Genomic DNA, 14,537 nt, shown 5'->3' on the forward strand with positions numbered 1-14,537 from the left:
CCAAAAAAAGTAGTAGAAATAGAGGACAGTGAATAGATTAGAAAGGGCCTATCTATAAATGCGGAGGGATGAGAAATGAATACTATAACAAGGGAATTTTGTATGACCATTAATGGCAAACCGGTATTAACAGAACAAACGGTACCTGTAATTAATCCAGCAAATGAAACCGTAATTGCTCAGGCTCCAAAAGCCAGCAGGAACGACTTAAACGAAGCTGTAAAGGCTGCAAGAGCAGCCTTTAGTACATGGTCTGCGTTATCAATTGCGGAGCGGACAGCCAAATTGGAGACGTTTTCTGATGCGATCCAGCAGCATCGGGATGAACTGGCAAACCTTTTTACTGCGGAAATGGGAAGACCGATTAATGGTGGATTTGGATCCTATATGGAAATTGATTCTGCCTGTCATTGGTGCAAAGTAATCGCAAAAAATCGTCTGCCCCGTGAAATTATTGAGGAAAATGATAGTCATACAATCGAGAAATATTACACGCCGCTTGGGGTGGCAGGATTAATTGTTCCATGGAATTTCCCTGTCCTCTTGGCGATGTGGAAAATTGCCCCGGCATTGCTAGCGGGTAACACCATTGTTGTGAAGCCTTCGCCCTATACTCCATTAACTACTTTACGGATAGGTGAAATCGCAAGAGATATTTTTCCGGCAGGCGTATTTAACGTGATAACAGGTGAAAATGAACTTGGGCAATGGATGACAGAGCACCCTGACATAAATAAAATAAGTTTTACCGGGTCAACTGCTACTGGGAAAAAGGTACTGCAAAGTGCAAGTGTTAATTTAAAACGCGTTACGCTCGAGTTAGGAGGCAATGATGCTGCCATTGTCCTAGAAGATGCAGATGTAAAAGAAGTTGTTCCAAAATTATTTTGGGCGGCTTTTTCCAATACAGCACAAATTTGTGTTGCCTCAAAAAGGCTGTATGTTCATCAAAAAATCTATGATGAGTTTTTAGCCGAATTAATCCAGTATGCCAAAACCATTCCAATCGGCGATGGGATGAACCCTGCCACCTTAATTGGCCCAGTCCAAAATAAGATGCAATATGAAAAGGTTAAAGCTTTGATAGAAGATGCAAAAAGCACAGGTACGAATATTGTCTGCGGAGGAATCGTTGAGGACAAACCAGGCTACTTTATTCCTATTACGATTGTCGATAATCCTCCCGAAGATGCGAGGGTGGTAACAGAAGAAGCCTTTGGCCCGGTGCTGCCTGTCATTAAATATAGCAATTATGATGAGGTCATCACGAAGGCAAATAATACTAATTATGGATTAGCCGGTTCTGTATGGGGAAAAGACCTTAACCTGGCACGTTCCATTGCCGAAAGGTTGGAAACGGGGACGGTCTGGATTAACGAGGCACATATCCTTTTACCGAACGTTCCTTTTGGAGGCCATAAACAATCAGGAATCGGTGTTGAAAATTCAATCGAAGGATTAAAAGAATATACCAACACAAAAACCATTATGATTAAGAAAAAATAATTTTGGATAATTTTATTTAAATGTTTAAAGGACAAAGGCTACGATAATAGGGCTTTTGTCTTTTTTATTTTCTTAGAATAATGAATAAAGGATAACTTTTCAGATAATTTAAAATTGACCATAAAGTCAAAATTATTATATAATTTATTTGGTAGTAATAGAGTTACATAAGCGTTAATTGCAGAAAAGAGGGTGAAACAAATGAAAACGCTGGAAATTCCTGTGGTAAAGCTTCCGAAAGAAACGGAAGAGCTAAGAAGAGAAATTAGGCAGTTTTTAAAAGAAGAAATTGAAAACGGTTTAATCGAAACAAAATGCGATTGCTGGCTTAGCGGATTCTCGGAGGATTTTTCACGGAAAATGGGAGCACGCGGCTGGATTGGCATGACTTGGCCGAAAAAATATGGCGGCGGGGAACGTTCGTCAGTCGAGAGATATGTAGTTACTGAAGAAATGCTGGCAGCAGGCGCCCCAGTTTCAGGACATTGGATTGCCGACCGTCAGACTGGTCCGCTTTTACTGAAGTATGGGACAGAAGAACAGAAACAATTTTTCCTGCCAAGAATAGCAAAGGGAGAATGTTATTTTGCGATTGGCCTTAGCGAGCCTAATGCAGGCTCCGATTTGGCTGCACTTCAGGCACGGGCCGTTAAGGTTGATAAAGGCTGGATCTTAAATGGCAGCAAGATTTGGACAAGCGGAGCTCATCACGCCCATTACTCTATCGTCTTATGCCGGACAACTCCAATGGACCCTAACAACCGCCATGCCGGGATGAGCCAATTGATTGTCGATTTAAATGCGCCGGGAGTAACCATTCGCCCAATTCATCTGATGACAGGGGAACATCATTTTAATGAAGTCTTTTTTGAAGATGTGTTCGTTCCTGATGGTATGGTTGTTGGGACACTTGGAAATGGCTGGGCCCAGGGCATGGCGGAATTAGCCTATGAGAGAAGTGGTCCGGAGCGCATTTTGAGCACCTTTCCTCTTCTAAATGAACTAACGAATGTGTTAATAGAAAAAGGTGACACAAAGGGATTAAATGAAGTTAGCAGACTCATCTCTAGACTGTGGACACTTCGAAATATGTCGCTTGGCATTGCCCGATTGTTGGAAGAAGGTGTGCCTTCTAATATCATTGCTTCTCTAGTAAAAGACATGGGAACCCAATTTGAGCAGGAGATTCCTGAGATTACGAGATTACTAGTTTCTGCCATTCCGTCAACCGATTCCGAAAACAGATTAGAAAGGTTCCTGGCGCAATCGATTCTGCAATCACCAGGATTTACACTTCGCGGCGGGACAACGGAAATTCTAAGGGGAATTGTGGCAAAGGGGGTTATTAACCAATGAGTGAAATGAAAGAGATGATCTTGGAGTCAGCAGCAAAGATTTTTGAAAAATATTCAACCAAAGAAGTGGTTAATGACGCTGAGAAATGTCAATGGGCAGCTGAATTATGGGAGAACCTGGAGGCCTACGGCATGCTTGGAGTAGGAGTGCCGGAGGAATTAGGGGGAAGCGGCGGTGACCTGGATGATGCCTTGAGTATTTTGCAAATGGCGGGCAAATATTCTGCACCCATTCCACTTGCCGAAACGTTTATAGCCAATTGGTTATTAAGCGATTTGGGAGAATCTATTATTGAGGGGATTGTCACGATCCCAGGACAAAATAGTTCGGAACCTTTCCAGCTGCAAAAAAGCGGTCAAGGCTGGATTATAAACGGAAAAGCCAAATATGTTCCATGGGCGAGGAATGCGGAAAAGCTGCTTGTACCAGGAGAATCAATCGACGGAACCGTCCTTCTTGTTTTACCGCTTGAAAAAGCGGAAATTAAACCTGGCAAAAACATGGGTGGGGAAGCACGGGATGAAGTGATCTTTGATCAGGTCTACATCGAGGAATGTAAAACCGTATCTGTCGACTACAGCGCACTGACAAAGAAGCTGTATTATGCAGGGGCATTAACAAGAAGCGTGCTTATGGCGGGGGCTATCGAAAGAGTTCTTGATGTAACCATTAACCATACAAATGAGCGCTCCCAATTTGGACGGCCTATTCACCGTTTCCAAGCAATACAGCATCATTTGGCAGCGCTTGCGGGCGAAACTGCCGGTGCTGGAATTGCCGCCAAATATGCTGTTGATGCTTTCGGCACGAATCCTTTTTCAAAAGAGTTAGCCTATGCAAAAATCCGAATAAATGAAGCAGCGGGAAAAGTCAATACGATCGCACATCAAGTATTGGCGGCTATTGGGTTTACATATGAACATACCCTGCATCACAGCACAAGAAGACTTTGGTCTTGGCGTGAGGAATTTGGGACAGAATCCGATTGGGAACAGGTCATTACGGAAGAACTATTAAAATTAGAGAAAAACGAATTGTGGTCTGTGATAACTGGCGTTGTGAATCATGCAAAAAAGGTGGGAATCCAATGACGGATCTAATTTTTAATGTGGAAAATGGGGTCGCCAAAATTATTTTAAACCGGCCGGATAGTTTAAATGCCTTTAGTGCGGAAATGATTGACCTTTGGATTAAAGCATTAGAGACCGTCCGTGATTCCGATGACATTCGGGTACTTGTAATATCCGGAAATGGACGCGGCTTTTGCTCGGGCGGGGATATCAAATCGATGGGGAGAGGAGAAGGATTCCTTCAAAGCGATGGGACTGAAGATTTTTCCTCGACCGCTTTAGCCAGAAAAAATTCTTTATGGAAAAGAGTACAAAGAATTCCTCTTCTGGTGAAAGAAATTGATAAACCTGTGATTGCGGTTCTGCATGGTGTTGCCTTTGGAGCAGGCTTTGATATGACCTTGGCCTGTGATATTCGCATTGCTGCCGAAAACACCAAAATTTCGGAAAGCTACTTAAATGTTGGAATTGTTCCGGGAGACGGTGCGGCGTGGTTCTTACCAAGGTTTGTTGGGACAGATCAAGCTTTGGATTTGCTCTGGACGAGAAAAGTCCTAACTGCCAAAGAGGCAAAAGATATGGGGCTTGTAACGTATGTCGTGGAAGATGACAAACTAGAGGAGTTTGTGGAAGACTATGTTCAAAAATTAGCGAGTGGCCCGCAAACAGTAATGCGTTTTACAAAAAGAGCTGTGTACCAGGGATTAAATATCGATTTACGTACATCTCTGGATATGATTTCTTCAGCAATGGGGATCGTTACCGAGCTCGAGGATTACCAAGAAGGGGTTCAAGCTGTCCTGGAAAAGAGAAAGCCAAATTTTAAATAACGCAATAAAAATAGTGGCAATACATTGTCACTGTCAGGCTGTCGAGAAAAACTACCGACAGCCTTTTATTTTACTCGTTTTCTTTAACATTCACCGCGTTAATTTTTTATAACATTATTAATATTAGGCTTTTCAACAAGTCTGTTGATTGGCGCTCCAGGCACTTCGCTTTCCGCGGGCGTGCCGGTGAGCCTCCTCATCGCTTCGCTCCTGCGGGGTCTCCCCTGCCCCGTACTCCCGCAGGAGTCTCGTGCCTTCCGCGCCAATCAACAGGTGTACTCAATTAAGTCCTTTAACTCAAATAAAATAAGTGGTGAATTTAATGTTTAAGCCAAAGAGAATAGCCAAAGTGAATATGAATTTGTTTCTATTGAAGAATTGGTTCCAGATGACCACCTTCTTTGCTTGATTGACAAATATATTGATATTTTTCGTTTCTTCCGGTTGAGGGGATTGAATAATGTAAGAGAACACGCTTCTTACTGCAGCCTGCCAAAATATGAAAAAGATTGTAACACTTATCAAGGCTGAAAAATGTGTGTTGCAATACTTAGGTTGATTTGCCTCCCTGTTGATTGGAGCGGAGGGCACTCGACTCCTGCGGGATATAGAGGTCACTGGAGACCCCGCAGGCGCCAAAAGCGCCGAGGAGGCTCCAGGACCTCCCCGCGGAAAGCGAGTGCCCGGAGCGGAAATCAACAGGCCAGTTAGCAGGGATAAACAATAATAGTTTGGTAATTTAGGTTTGGTCAAAATAAAAAATTGCCGAGAAAAATACCCTTTCTCAACAATCTGACAGTGGCAATACATTGTCACTGTTTTTTTCTAGAGCGTAGAAAAACGAGAAAATTGTCAAACGGTAATTATTGTATTTTTAGAATATTTTGTTTATAGTAATTGTTAGTGAAATACCAACTAATTAGTATGAAAGGGGGAGCCTTTTCCTTATATTAAAAAAGAGATTTCTAAAATGATAGCGGTTTCAAAATGTTAGTAATTCTAAATAGTTTAATAGATGCAAGAGTTAAAGGAGAGGATTTTGTGAAGTTAAAAGATCTTCTTGAAACGAATATTGACCAATTTGGTGAATATCCGTTTTTATACTTCAAAGAAAAGACCTTTACGAATGTGGAAACGAAGGAATATGCGGACCAATTGGCAAACGGATTGAAAAAGCTAGGTGTCGAAAAAGGCGACCGCGTTATGGTCTGTATGCCAAATTGTCCGGAAGTCCTCATTGCCTACCAAGGAATTACCCGTACGGGGGCCATCATCGTTCCAGTCATGTTTACGCTTCATCCTAAAGAGCTTCATTATATTGCCCTTAATTCCGGGGCAAAAGCAGTCATTACTTCCTCCTATGTTCTTCCAAATGTAGAAAAATCCTTAGAAGGGCTGCCTGTAAAACCCGAATTGATCGTTGCAGATCAGCCAACAAATGAAAAAGCAAAAAATATTTATGATGTGATGGTACAAGATGCCAATCTTTATTATGATGATGTCCTGCCCGAGGACACAGCTGTCATCCTTTATACATCCGGAACAACCGGAAATCCAAAAGGGGTTTTATTAACACATAAAAATTTATATTCGAATGCCGAAAACTCGGCAAAACATAATGAAACCGAGCGTGGAACCACCCTGGGTGTCCTTCCGCTTGCCCATGTATATGGGTTGACGGTTTCAAATGTGTTGTACTTAACCGGAAGTTCTATTGTCGTTTTTCCTAACTTTGATGTAAAGGAAGTACTTAATGCCATTGAAAAGCATAAAGTGAGAACGTTTTCTGGAGTTCCGGCAATGATTTATGCGCTTGTATCCTACCCGGAGGCAGACCAATACGATACCTCCAGTCTAGAATCGATAGGATCAGGGTCTGCGCCGCTTCCAGTAGCCCTGCTGTACGCATTTGAGCAAAAGTTTGGCGCAAAGGTTTTTGAAGGATACGGCCTGTCAGAGGCAGCACCGGTTGTAACAGCCCATCGCAAGGGTATTGAAATTAAGCCAGGTTCTGTCGGCATTCCGATTCCTGGTGTTGAAGTGAAAATAGTCAACGAAAATGGTGTGGAGGTTCCTTGTGGCGAAGTAGGTGAGCTGATTGTCCGCGGGGATAATGTGACCCCTGGTTACTATCAAAATGAGGAAGAATCTCGGAAAGTGTTAAAAGATGGGTGGCTATACACGGGAGATATGGCCCGGCAGGATGATGAAGGCTACCTTTATATAGTTGATAGAAAGAAAGATCTGATTATCCGAGGAGGCTTTAATCTTTATCCTCGGGATGTTGAAGAAATTTTAAATGGTCATGAGCAGGTTGCTGAAGCGGCTGTTGTCGGCATACCGGATGAACGGATGGGTGAAGAGATGGTCGCCTGTGTCGTCAAAAAAGCTGGTTCAGAACTAACAGAGGAAGAATTGATTCGTTTTTGCCAAGACCATTTAGCAAAAAACAAAACACCACGGCGGATTGTGTTCCTAGATTCACTGCCAAGAAACGGTGTTGGAAAGATTCTGAAAACACATCTTCGCAAAACAGCTGCAGATATTGTGGTTCGTTAACAGATTTTCACATAAAGGAAATGATGAGAGGGGAATGTTTTTATGGAGAAAAGAACGATTTTAACAACAAGCAGCCGTGGTCTGATGGAGGATTCCTTTCCTTACCGTCTTTATCAAAAGGCGAAGAGGGTAGGAATCTGGAATCCAGCAGATATTGATTTCAGCCAAGATCAAAAAGATTGGCAAGCAATGAATGAAGTGCAGAGGGAAGACATCCTGAGGCTCATTTCCATGTTCCAGGCAGGAGAAGAGGCAGTAACATTGGATTTGCTGCCGCTTATCATGGCTATTGCCAAAGAAGGGCGCCTTGAGGAGGAAATGTTTTTAACAACATTTTTATACGAGGAAGCAAAGCACACAGAATTTTTCCGCAGGGTGTTAAATGCGATTGGGGAGACAGGTGACTTGTCACATTTTCATTCAGAAACCTATCAGCATATTTTCCATGAAATCCTGCCAACTGCAATGGAACGTCTTGTCACTGATCAATCGCCGGAAGCCATTGCTGAGGCATCGGTTGTTTACAATATGTTTGTGGAAGGGGTACTGGCAGAAACCGGATATTTCTCCTTCTATCAATCTCTGGAAACAGCCGGAATCATGCCGGGGCTTATGGAGGGAATCGGCAATTTGAAACGGGATGAATCCCGTCACATCGGCTACGGGACCTTCCTGCTGCAGCGGTTAATTTGCGAGCATCCTCATCTCTACGATTTTATTGCCTCAAGGATGGGAGAATTGGCCCCGCTGGCAATCAAACTTAATCAAGAAGGGATTAACGGAAAAGAAGTCAGTTCGTTTGGCGGGAACCCTGATGATGTCATGAATTTCACCATGAAGCAGCTAGCTGTTCGCATGGAAGTTTTAGCAAGGGCGAAGGGAAAGAAAATCGAAGAGATTTATAGAGTGACGGAAAGCGAGATAGGAGTACTTTAAAGTAAACTGAAGTAATTGAAAAAATTCTGTTGCTACAGCATAAAGTTGGCTTGCCGGCTGATTTTAGTGAATACAATATTAGTGGAGAGGCACTACAAATGGTAATCCCGGCAGTCATGAAGGATCCTGCTGCATTAAACTTCCCAATGCCGCCGGAACTAATAGCGGCAATTGGACAGAGGGTTGTGACTTTGCCGGTTAAATAATGTTAGTTGAAATCATCCCATTATGGATTTTTTCTCGTCCATAATGGGATTATTTTTCTTATGGATTGTAAAAACTGGAAGGCTTTGGTTTAATTAAAATAAACTATTTAGTCTATTTTATTTTAATTTTCTTCAACGCTATTTAAGGGGGCCGACTCATGTGTATTGTTTTTAAAAAATTATCTGAATGTCAAATAACGGACATTATCACGGCCTGGAATCGCGGTTTTGAAGTCTATTTTGTAAAATTGGAAATGTCTGCGGAGCTGTTTTTTGCTAGGTTGGTTAATGAGGGGCTTTCAATGAATCTATCGATTGTTGCTTTCGATGGTGATAAGCCTGTAGCAATTGTCTTAAATGGAGTGCGCCTGATTGATGGAAAAAAGACCGCTTGGAATGGAGGAACCGGCGTAGCCGCGGAATATCGTGGAAAAGGAGTTTCCAAGCTTTTAATGGAGGAGACTTTAAGGATTTACGCGGAAGAGGGGGTGGAGGTTGCCACTCTCGAAGCGATAAAGGAAAACGAACGAGCCATTCGTTTATATCAACGATATGGATATGAGATTGTTGACTCCCTTGTTCATTTAAAAGGGTCTGAGGAATTCGAGTCAGTTTTAGCCGCATCCATCTGGGTAAAATCCATCCGTCCTGAACAATTGGCAACACTTTCTTTCTATAAAGAAAATGTACCTTGGCAATGCCAATGGCAAAGTGTCAGAAACGGCGAAGCACAAATTTTTTATGGAACAGGAAATGACCCTTTAGGCTATTGCTTGTTTAAAAGAATATGGAATGAACATGGAAAGGTAGAAAAAGTCGTTATCTATCAATTGGAGCTGTTTTCTGAAGTAAACAAAGATTTATTAAAAATTATTTTTGCCAGCATTTGCGGGGGAGCTGAAAAAACCGTAAACTTTATGACTGTTAATGCCTCCATCTCAAGTCCAATCATCGCATACCTAATGAGCCATGGATTTAATAAGATGACGGAACAAGTGCAGATGGTGAAATTTTTATAAAAAATTTTTGAATACTCTACCGTATTAATATATAATTTCCGATAGGGAAACCTTATTTGGCTTGTCCTTACATAATTTAATACGGTTAGGAGTAGGAATATGGAAAAAGTACTTATTTTTGGACATAAAAATCCAGACACAGATTCGATTTGTTCTGCGCTTGCGTATGCAGACTTGAAAAAACAACTTGGAATGGAAGTTGAAGCAGTTCGTCTTGGCCAAATTAATGGCGAAACACAATATGCGTTGGATACCTTTAAGGCAGAGGCACCACGTCTTGTAGAAACTGTTGCTTCTGAAGTTAATTCTGTTATTTTGGTAGACCACAATGAACGCCAGCAAAGCGCGAACGACATCACTGATGTTAAAGTGCTTGAGGTAATTGACCATCACCGCATCGCAAATTTTGAAACAAGCGATCCGTTATATTACCGCTGTGAGCCAGTCGGTTGTACGGCCACAATTTTAAATAAAATGTACAAAGAAAATGGCAAGGAAATTAAGAAAGAAATCGCGGGACTTATGCTTTCAGCCATCATTTCTGATTCCTTATTATTCAAATCGCCAACCTGCACGGCTGAAGATGTGGCTGCAGCTCGTGAATTAGCTGATATTGCCGGTGTAGATGCCGAAGCGTACGGTTTAGAAATGCTGAAGGCCGGTGCGGATTTAAGCGACAAGTCTGTAGCTGATTTATTAACACTGGATGCAAAAGAATTTGACATGGGCGGAAGCAAAGTAGAAATTGCCCAAGTCAATGCTGTAGATACTGCGGAAGTTCTTGTCCGTAAAGAAGAATTAGAAGCAGCTATTTCTAAGAAAATTGATGAGAAGAATCTGGACTTATTCTTATTGGTAGTGACTGATATCCTTAATAATGATTCAGTAGGGTTAGCGCTTGGAAGTAAGGCTGCTGCAGTGGAAAAGGCTTATAATGTGACCCTTGATGCCAATACTGCAATGTTAAGAGGCGTCGTATCCCGTAAGAAACAAATCGTGCCAGTATTAACGGAAACTTTCACAAAGGGTGTTTAAGATAACAGAACGTTCATGCATTTGATGGCATGAACGTTTTTTGTTGTTATCTTTTATGATTTGTCCGTCTGCTTTGTGTGCTCATCATGATGCTGATTCATCAGGAAGAAGGTCAGCGGCTTATCAGAGCCTGTCATCAGTTTATAAACATAGGACGAGGTGAGTTTGTAACCATCTTCGATTTTGGAGGCCAAATAATTGGTCCGTTCAAATAGAATGGACCGAATAAAGTTCAACTGCCGTGAAATTTTCTCGGTTAATGCTTCTTGATGATCCAATCGTTTGAGGACGTCTTCTTGAAATTCTTCTTGCTTGTTCATTTTGGCAGAGATTTGATTTTGAAAATCCTCTTGGCTGTTCAATTTCTCCGTTACTTCTTTTTGAAAAACGGCTTGTCGATTTAATTTGTCCGCTATTTCCTCTTGAAATTTTTCCTGCATTCTCATCATTTCTTGATGCGTTTGGCTGCTTTTTTGCAAGTCAATCAATTGGCTGCCGATATCATTCCAATGGCTAGTTTGGGATTCTTCCTGCTTAATAGTTCGAAGTTGCAGTTCCCTTAATGTTTTTCTTAAGGCGGCATTCGCTTTTTCCTGTTCCTTGATTAATTCAGTCAGGAAATCCTGTCTGGAATATGACTGATTAGGGGCATTGATCGTTTGTTTATTTTCAAAAACATTGGGATGTTCACGCTTATTAATGTATAAACTCATACCTCACTCCACTCCTTTTTTAATATTTTATGCTTCCAAAACATTAGAGGGGACACGTTTGGGCTCGACTATTAATCGGGGAGAAGAATTTGAAAATCCTCTTTAAAACACGGTTAAAACGTTATAAATACTGCCAAATCAGTAATGTCAAACCTGTGTCAGAAAGGGATTTTCAGCTGTGAACGTTTTGTAAAATCTTCCTAAACCTTCCTCTCAAAAACACTCAGCTCGATTACTATTAAGCTATAGATTTACACTTTTGACCTATTTTAAAAGGGAGGAAGATTGCATTGGAATTAACCAGGAGATCATTGCTAAAAGCAACGGCGATTTCGATGACGATGGCAGCCGCAGGATGTAGTACAAAAGACAACAGCGCTGATACGAAAAGTGCGTCAGCGGCAAATATCGAACCGGATGAATGGAAAACTACCGTCTGTCGTTTTTGCGGAACTGGGTGCGGGATTCTAGTAGGTGTTAAAGATGGAAAGGTAATTGCTACAAAAGGTGACCCTGATAACCGTTCGAACAAAGGTCTTAACTGCATTAAAGGTTATTATGTAGGAAAAATTCTGTTTGGCAAAGACCGGTTAACAAAACCGCTTATTCGCGATGATAAATCGAAAAAAGGCACGAGAGAGGGATTTAGGGAAGCCAGTTGGGAAGAGGCATTAGATTTGGTTGCCACTAAGTTAAAGGAAGCCTATGATGCCGACCCTAAATCGGTGGCCTTTTACGGATCCGGCCAGCAGTCCATCATGGAAGGTTATGCATCAGTCAAACTGTGGAAAGCCGGTTTATTAAGCAACAATATTGACCCGAACGCCCGCCTTTGCATGGCAAGTGCGGTAACTGGCTTCATGTCGACGTTCCAGTCAGATGAACCAATGGGGTCTTATCGTGACCTTGATGAGGCGGATGTGTTCGTCACCTGGGGTGCCAACATGGCGGAAATGCACCCGGTTCTATATTCCCGCCTCACCGCTCATAAGCTGAAAAACAGCAACGTTAAGCATTACGATCTAACAACAAGAAGGTCCAGAACATCCGAAATAGCCGATGTTGTAATGGTGTTCGGTCCACAAACAGATTTGGCCATTGCCAATGCAATCTGCAATTACTTAATTCAAAATAATTTGTATGACCAAGCTTTTGTAACCGAACATACGCAGTTTAAGGCTGGAACAGAGAATCTTGGTCATACGTTTGATGATAACTATGAGGCAACGGATGTCGGAAAAGTTGCTGACGTCGACTGGGTCATTTCCTTTGATGAATTTAAAACAAGAGTTTCGGAGTATACGATTGAAAAGGCGGCTGAAATGTCAGGGGTGCCTGCCAAAGACATTGAAGCACTGGCCAAAGAATTTGCTGATCCGAAGAAGAAGGTTATGTCGCTTTGGACAATGGGTGTCAACCAGCATACCCGCGGCACTTGGATGAATAATCTCATTTATAATATCCATTTGCTAACCGGTAAAATTGCCAAACCGGGAAACGGCCCATTCTCATTAACCGGGCAGCCAAGCGCCTGCGGCACAGCACGAGAAGTCGGGGTTTTCTCTCACCGCCTGCCTGCTGACTTAGTTGTCAAGAATCCGGAGCATCGCCGCTATGCCGAATTAATCTGGAACCTCCCGCAAGGCTACCTGAATCCGATAGAAACCCCAGGTTTCCATACCGTTAAAATGTTTCGCGAATTAGGCAACGGCAAAATCAAGTTTTTATGGAGCATGTCCAACAACTGGGGACAAACGATGCCGAAGTTAAACCGTTTCAGGGGGAATGATGCGAACGGTAAAGGTGTTATCGATGGATTCATCGTCGTTTCCGAAGTCTATCCAACCCGCTCGACTGAAATGGCTGATGTTGTTTTCCCGGCCGCGATGTGGGTGGAACGTGAAGGTCAATTTGGCAATGCCGAGCGCCGGACATCAATTTTTGAAAAATGCGTGGAGCCGCCAGGTGAGGCTAAGTGGGATTTATGGGCGATCGTGCAAATTGCTAAGCGTGTCCTTGACGGAAAAATGATAGGTGATAAACCTGCCTTCGATGTCTTGTTCGGCATGGTTTGGGATCAAAAGAAAAACGATTTAATTGCCGATGAGCACGAAGTCAACAAGCGGCTCTGGGATGAGTATCGCTCCTTCACCAATCCCCATGAAAGCAAAAATCCAGAGGTTCAGCAATTAGGGGGAAAATTGAAAATGAAAGCGAAGCAAATGGCCCCTTATGATGAATATTTAAAGCAGCATGGTATTGCTTGGCCGGTGCGGAACGTAAACGGCAAATGGGTGGAGACCAACTGGCGTTATTCATATGGCAAGCAGGAAGATGGCTTCGACCAATATGGGGTTGAGGAATTTGGCCATCAGGGGAAATACATGGATCTTGATTTCTATAAGTCTACCGACCATAAGCCGGCCATCCTATTCCGACCATTTGAAGAAGCGGCGGAAGTGCCGGATCAAGAATACCCTCTCTGGCTCTGTACGGGTCGTGTGCTTGAGCACTGGCACAGCGGCACGATGACGAGAAGGGTTCCAGAGCTCCATAAAGCTTTCCCTGAAGCCCTTTGTGAAATCAATCCGGAGGATGCGAAGGCACTAGGTATCAAAACAGGTGACATGGTAAAGGTCGTATCCCGGCGCGGCGAAGTAAAAGTGAAGGCGACGACAACGGGCCGCGGAAATCCGCCAAAGGGATTGGTGTTTGTGCCATTTTTCGCCGAAGAAACGTTGATCAACCTTGCCACTTTAGATTGTTATTGTCCAATTTCCAAACAGCCCGATTTTAAAAAATGCGCTGTTAAAATTGTGAAGGCTTAGTGAGGTGAAATGGTCGTGAAGGAAAAAGGAATTCTTTATATCGTCGCATTTGTCGTTGTGTTGGGTTTGGCAATTGGAGGAACGAAGCTTCAATGGTCAATGGAATCTTCGGCTAAAGTCAGTACTAAAACCACAAATGTACAATTGGTGCAATTGGCTGAAAAGGGCCGACCTAATGCGGAAACGATGGGGCTGATCGGGGCTCCTCCATTGCAGCCTGCAAGTCACGTCGACCGATGGAACCCGCAGGCACACCAAGACAGCTGCTTAGCTTGTCATGGAAAGCCGGATACTGGAGCACCAACGCCGCCGGATAATCACTTCTACAACAATGATACAAAGGGCAAGATTTTCCGCGACAACTGTGTCCAATGCCATGGTCAGCAAAACGAAACGAAGACAAAGACCGCTTTTAGCAAGTAATTTTACAACTGGCGGGGTCTGTTGGTTTTAGGCAGCAGACTCCCTTTAGTCTCAGG

11 protein-coding genes are annotated in these 14,537 nt (G+C 42.8%); 10 read left to right on the forward strand and 1 reads right to left on the reverse strand.

All coding sequences use genetic code 11. The features are described 5' to 3' along the window. The first annotated feature begins 75 nt into the window (after positions 1-75). The 8 genes from ACFPA1_RS04800 to ACFPA1_RS04835 all read left to right on the forward strand — a co-directional run bounded on the left by ACFPA1_RS04800 (position 76) and on the right by ACFPA1_RS04835 (position 10,517). The gene (locus tag ACFPA1_RS04800) at positions 76-1,506 is read left to right on the forward strand and encodes an aldehyde dehydrogenase family protein (RefSeq protein ID WP_378581570.1); all 1,431 of its coding nucleotides are present in this window, start codon (positions 76-78) and stop codon (positions 1,504-1,506) included. A 201-nt stretch (positions 1,507-1,707) separates the two neighbouring features. Beyond that, on the forward strand, positions 1,708-2,862 hold the full coding sequence (locus ACFPA1_RS04805; RefSeq protein ID WP_378581572.1) for an acyl-CoA dehydrogenase family protein: 1,155 nt from the start codon (positions 1,708-1,710) through the stop codon (positions 2,860-2,862). After that, positions 2,859-3,953: an acyl-CoA dehydrogenase family protein gene (locus ACFPA1_RS04810; RefSeq protein ID WP_378581574.1), complete on the forward strand. Its 1,095-nt coding sequence runs from the start codon at positions 2,859-2,861 to the stop codon at positions 3,951-3,953. Before ACFPA1_RS04805 ends, ACFPA1_RS04810 begins: the two co-directional genes overlap by 4 nt. Then, the gene (locus ACFPA1_RS04815) at positions 3,950-4,762 is read left to right on the forward strand and encodes an enoyl-CoA hydratase/isomerase family protein (protein WP_378581576.1); all 813 of its coding nucleotides are present in this window, start codon (positions 3,950-3,952) and stop codon (positions 4,760-4,762) included. The genes ACFPA1_RS04810 and ACFPA1_RS04815 overlap by 4 nt, the downstream gene beginning before the upstream one ends. A 1,041-nt stretch (positions 4,763-5,803) precedes the next feature. Next, a complete protein-coding gene (locus tag ACFPA1_RS04820) occupies positions 5,804-7,321 on the forward strand; it encodes a class I adenylate-forming enzyme family protein (RefSeq protein ID WP_378581578.1) in 1,518 nt (505 codons plus the stop codon). Between the two features lie 42 nt (positions 7,322-7,363). Then, positions 7,364-8,257, forward strand: a complete 894-nt coding sequence (locus tag ACFPA1_RS04825) for a R2-like ligand-binding oxidase (RefSeq protein ID WP_378581580.1) — start codon at positions 7,364-7,366, stop codon at positions 8,255-8,257. Positions 8,258-8,621: 364 nt separating this feature from the next. Then, a complete protein-coding gene (locus ACFPA1_RS04830; RefSeq protein ID WP_378581582.1) occupies positions 8,622-9,482 on the forward strand; it encodes a GNAT family N-acetyltransferase in 861 nt (286 codons plus the stop codon). 99 nt (positions 9,483-9,581) lie between these two features. Continuing rightward, a complete protein-coding gene (locus ACFPA1_RS04835; RefSeq protein ID WP_378581584.1) occupies positions 9,582-10,517 on the forward strand; it encodes a manganese-dependent inorganic pyrophosphatase in 936 nt (311 codons plus the stop codon). Between the two features lie 53 nt (positions 10,518-10,570). Here the strand turns inward: ACFPA1_RS04835 and ACFPA1_RS04840 are convergent, their stop codons facing one another. Continuing rightward, positions 10,571-11,230, reverse strand: a complete 660-nt coding sequence (locus tag ACFPA1_RS04840) for a hypothetical protein (RefSeq protein WP_378581586.1) — start codon at positions 11,228-11,230, stop codon at positions 10,571-10,573. A gap of 290 nt (positions 11,231-11,520) precedes the next feature. On the opposite strand from ACFPA1_RS04840, the gene napA reads away from it, so the two are divergent. Continuing rightward, positions 11,521-14,058 carry a nitrate reductase catalytic subunit NapA gene (gene napA / locus ACFPA1_RS04845; protein WP_378581588.1) on the forward strand — a complete coding sequence of 846 codons (2,538 nt, stop codon included), beginning with the start codon at positions 11,521-11,523 and terminating at the stop codon, positions 14,056-14,058. Positions 14,059-14,073: 15 nt separating this feature from the next. Beyond that, complete coding sequence (locus tag ACFPA1_RS04850; protein ID WP_213140284.1) at positions 14,074-14,481, forward strand: nitrate reductase cytochrome c-type subunit; 408 nt, start codon at positions 14,074-14,076, stop codon at positions 14,479-14,481. Positions 14,482-14,537 lie beyond the last annotated feature (56 nt).

Origin of the sequence: Neobacillus sp. GCM10023253, from assembly GCF_042653105.1 — a bacterium.
Taxonomy (GTDB): domain Bacteria; phylum Bacillota; class Bacilli; order Bacillales; family Cytobacillaceae; genus Neobacillus; species Neobacillus citreus.

Excerpts from the sequence above, each read along its gene's own strand:
- ACFPA1_RS04800 (WP_378581570.1), top strand. The coding sequence starts at position 76 with ATGAATACTATAACAAGGGAATTTTGTATGACCATTAATGGCAAACCG.
- ACFPA1_RS04805 (WP_378581572.1), top strand. The coding sequence starts at position 1,708 with ATGAAAACGCTGGAAATTCCTGTGGTAAAGCTTCCGAAAGAAACGGAA.
- ACFPA1_RS04810 (WP_378581574.1), top strand. The coding sequence starts at position 2,859 with ATGAGTGAAATGAAAGAGATGATCTTGGAGTCAGCAGCAAAGATTTTT.
- ACFPA1_RS04815 (WP_378581576.1), top strand. The coding sequence starts at position 3,950 with ATGACGGATCTAATTTTTAATGTGGAAAATGGGGTCGCCAAAATTATT.
- ACFPA1_RS04825 (WP_378581580.1), top strand. The coding sequence starts at position 7,364 with ATGGAGAAAAGAACGATTTTAACAACAAGCAGCCGTGGTCTGATGGAG.
- ACFPA1_RS04830 (WP_378581582.1), top strand. The coding sequence starts at position 8,622 with ATGTGTATTGTTTTTAAAAAATTATCTGAATGTCAAATAACGGACATT.
- ACFPA1_RS04835 (WP_378581584.1), top strand. The coding sequence starts at position 9,582 with ATGGAAAAAGTACTTATTTTTGGACATAAAAATCCAGACACAGATTCG.
- ACFPA1_RS04840 (WP_378581586.1), bottom strand. The coding sequence starts at position 11,230 with ATGAGTTTATACATTAATAAGCGTGAACATCCCAATGTTTTTGAAAAT.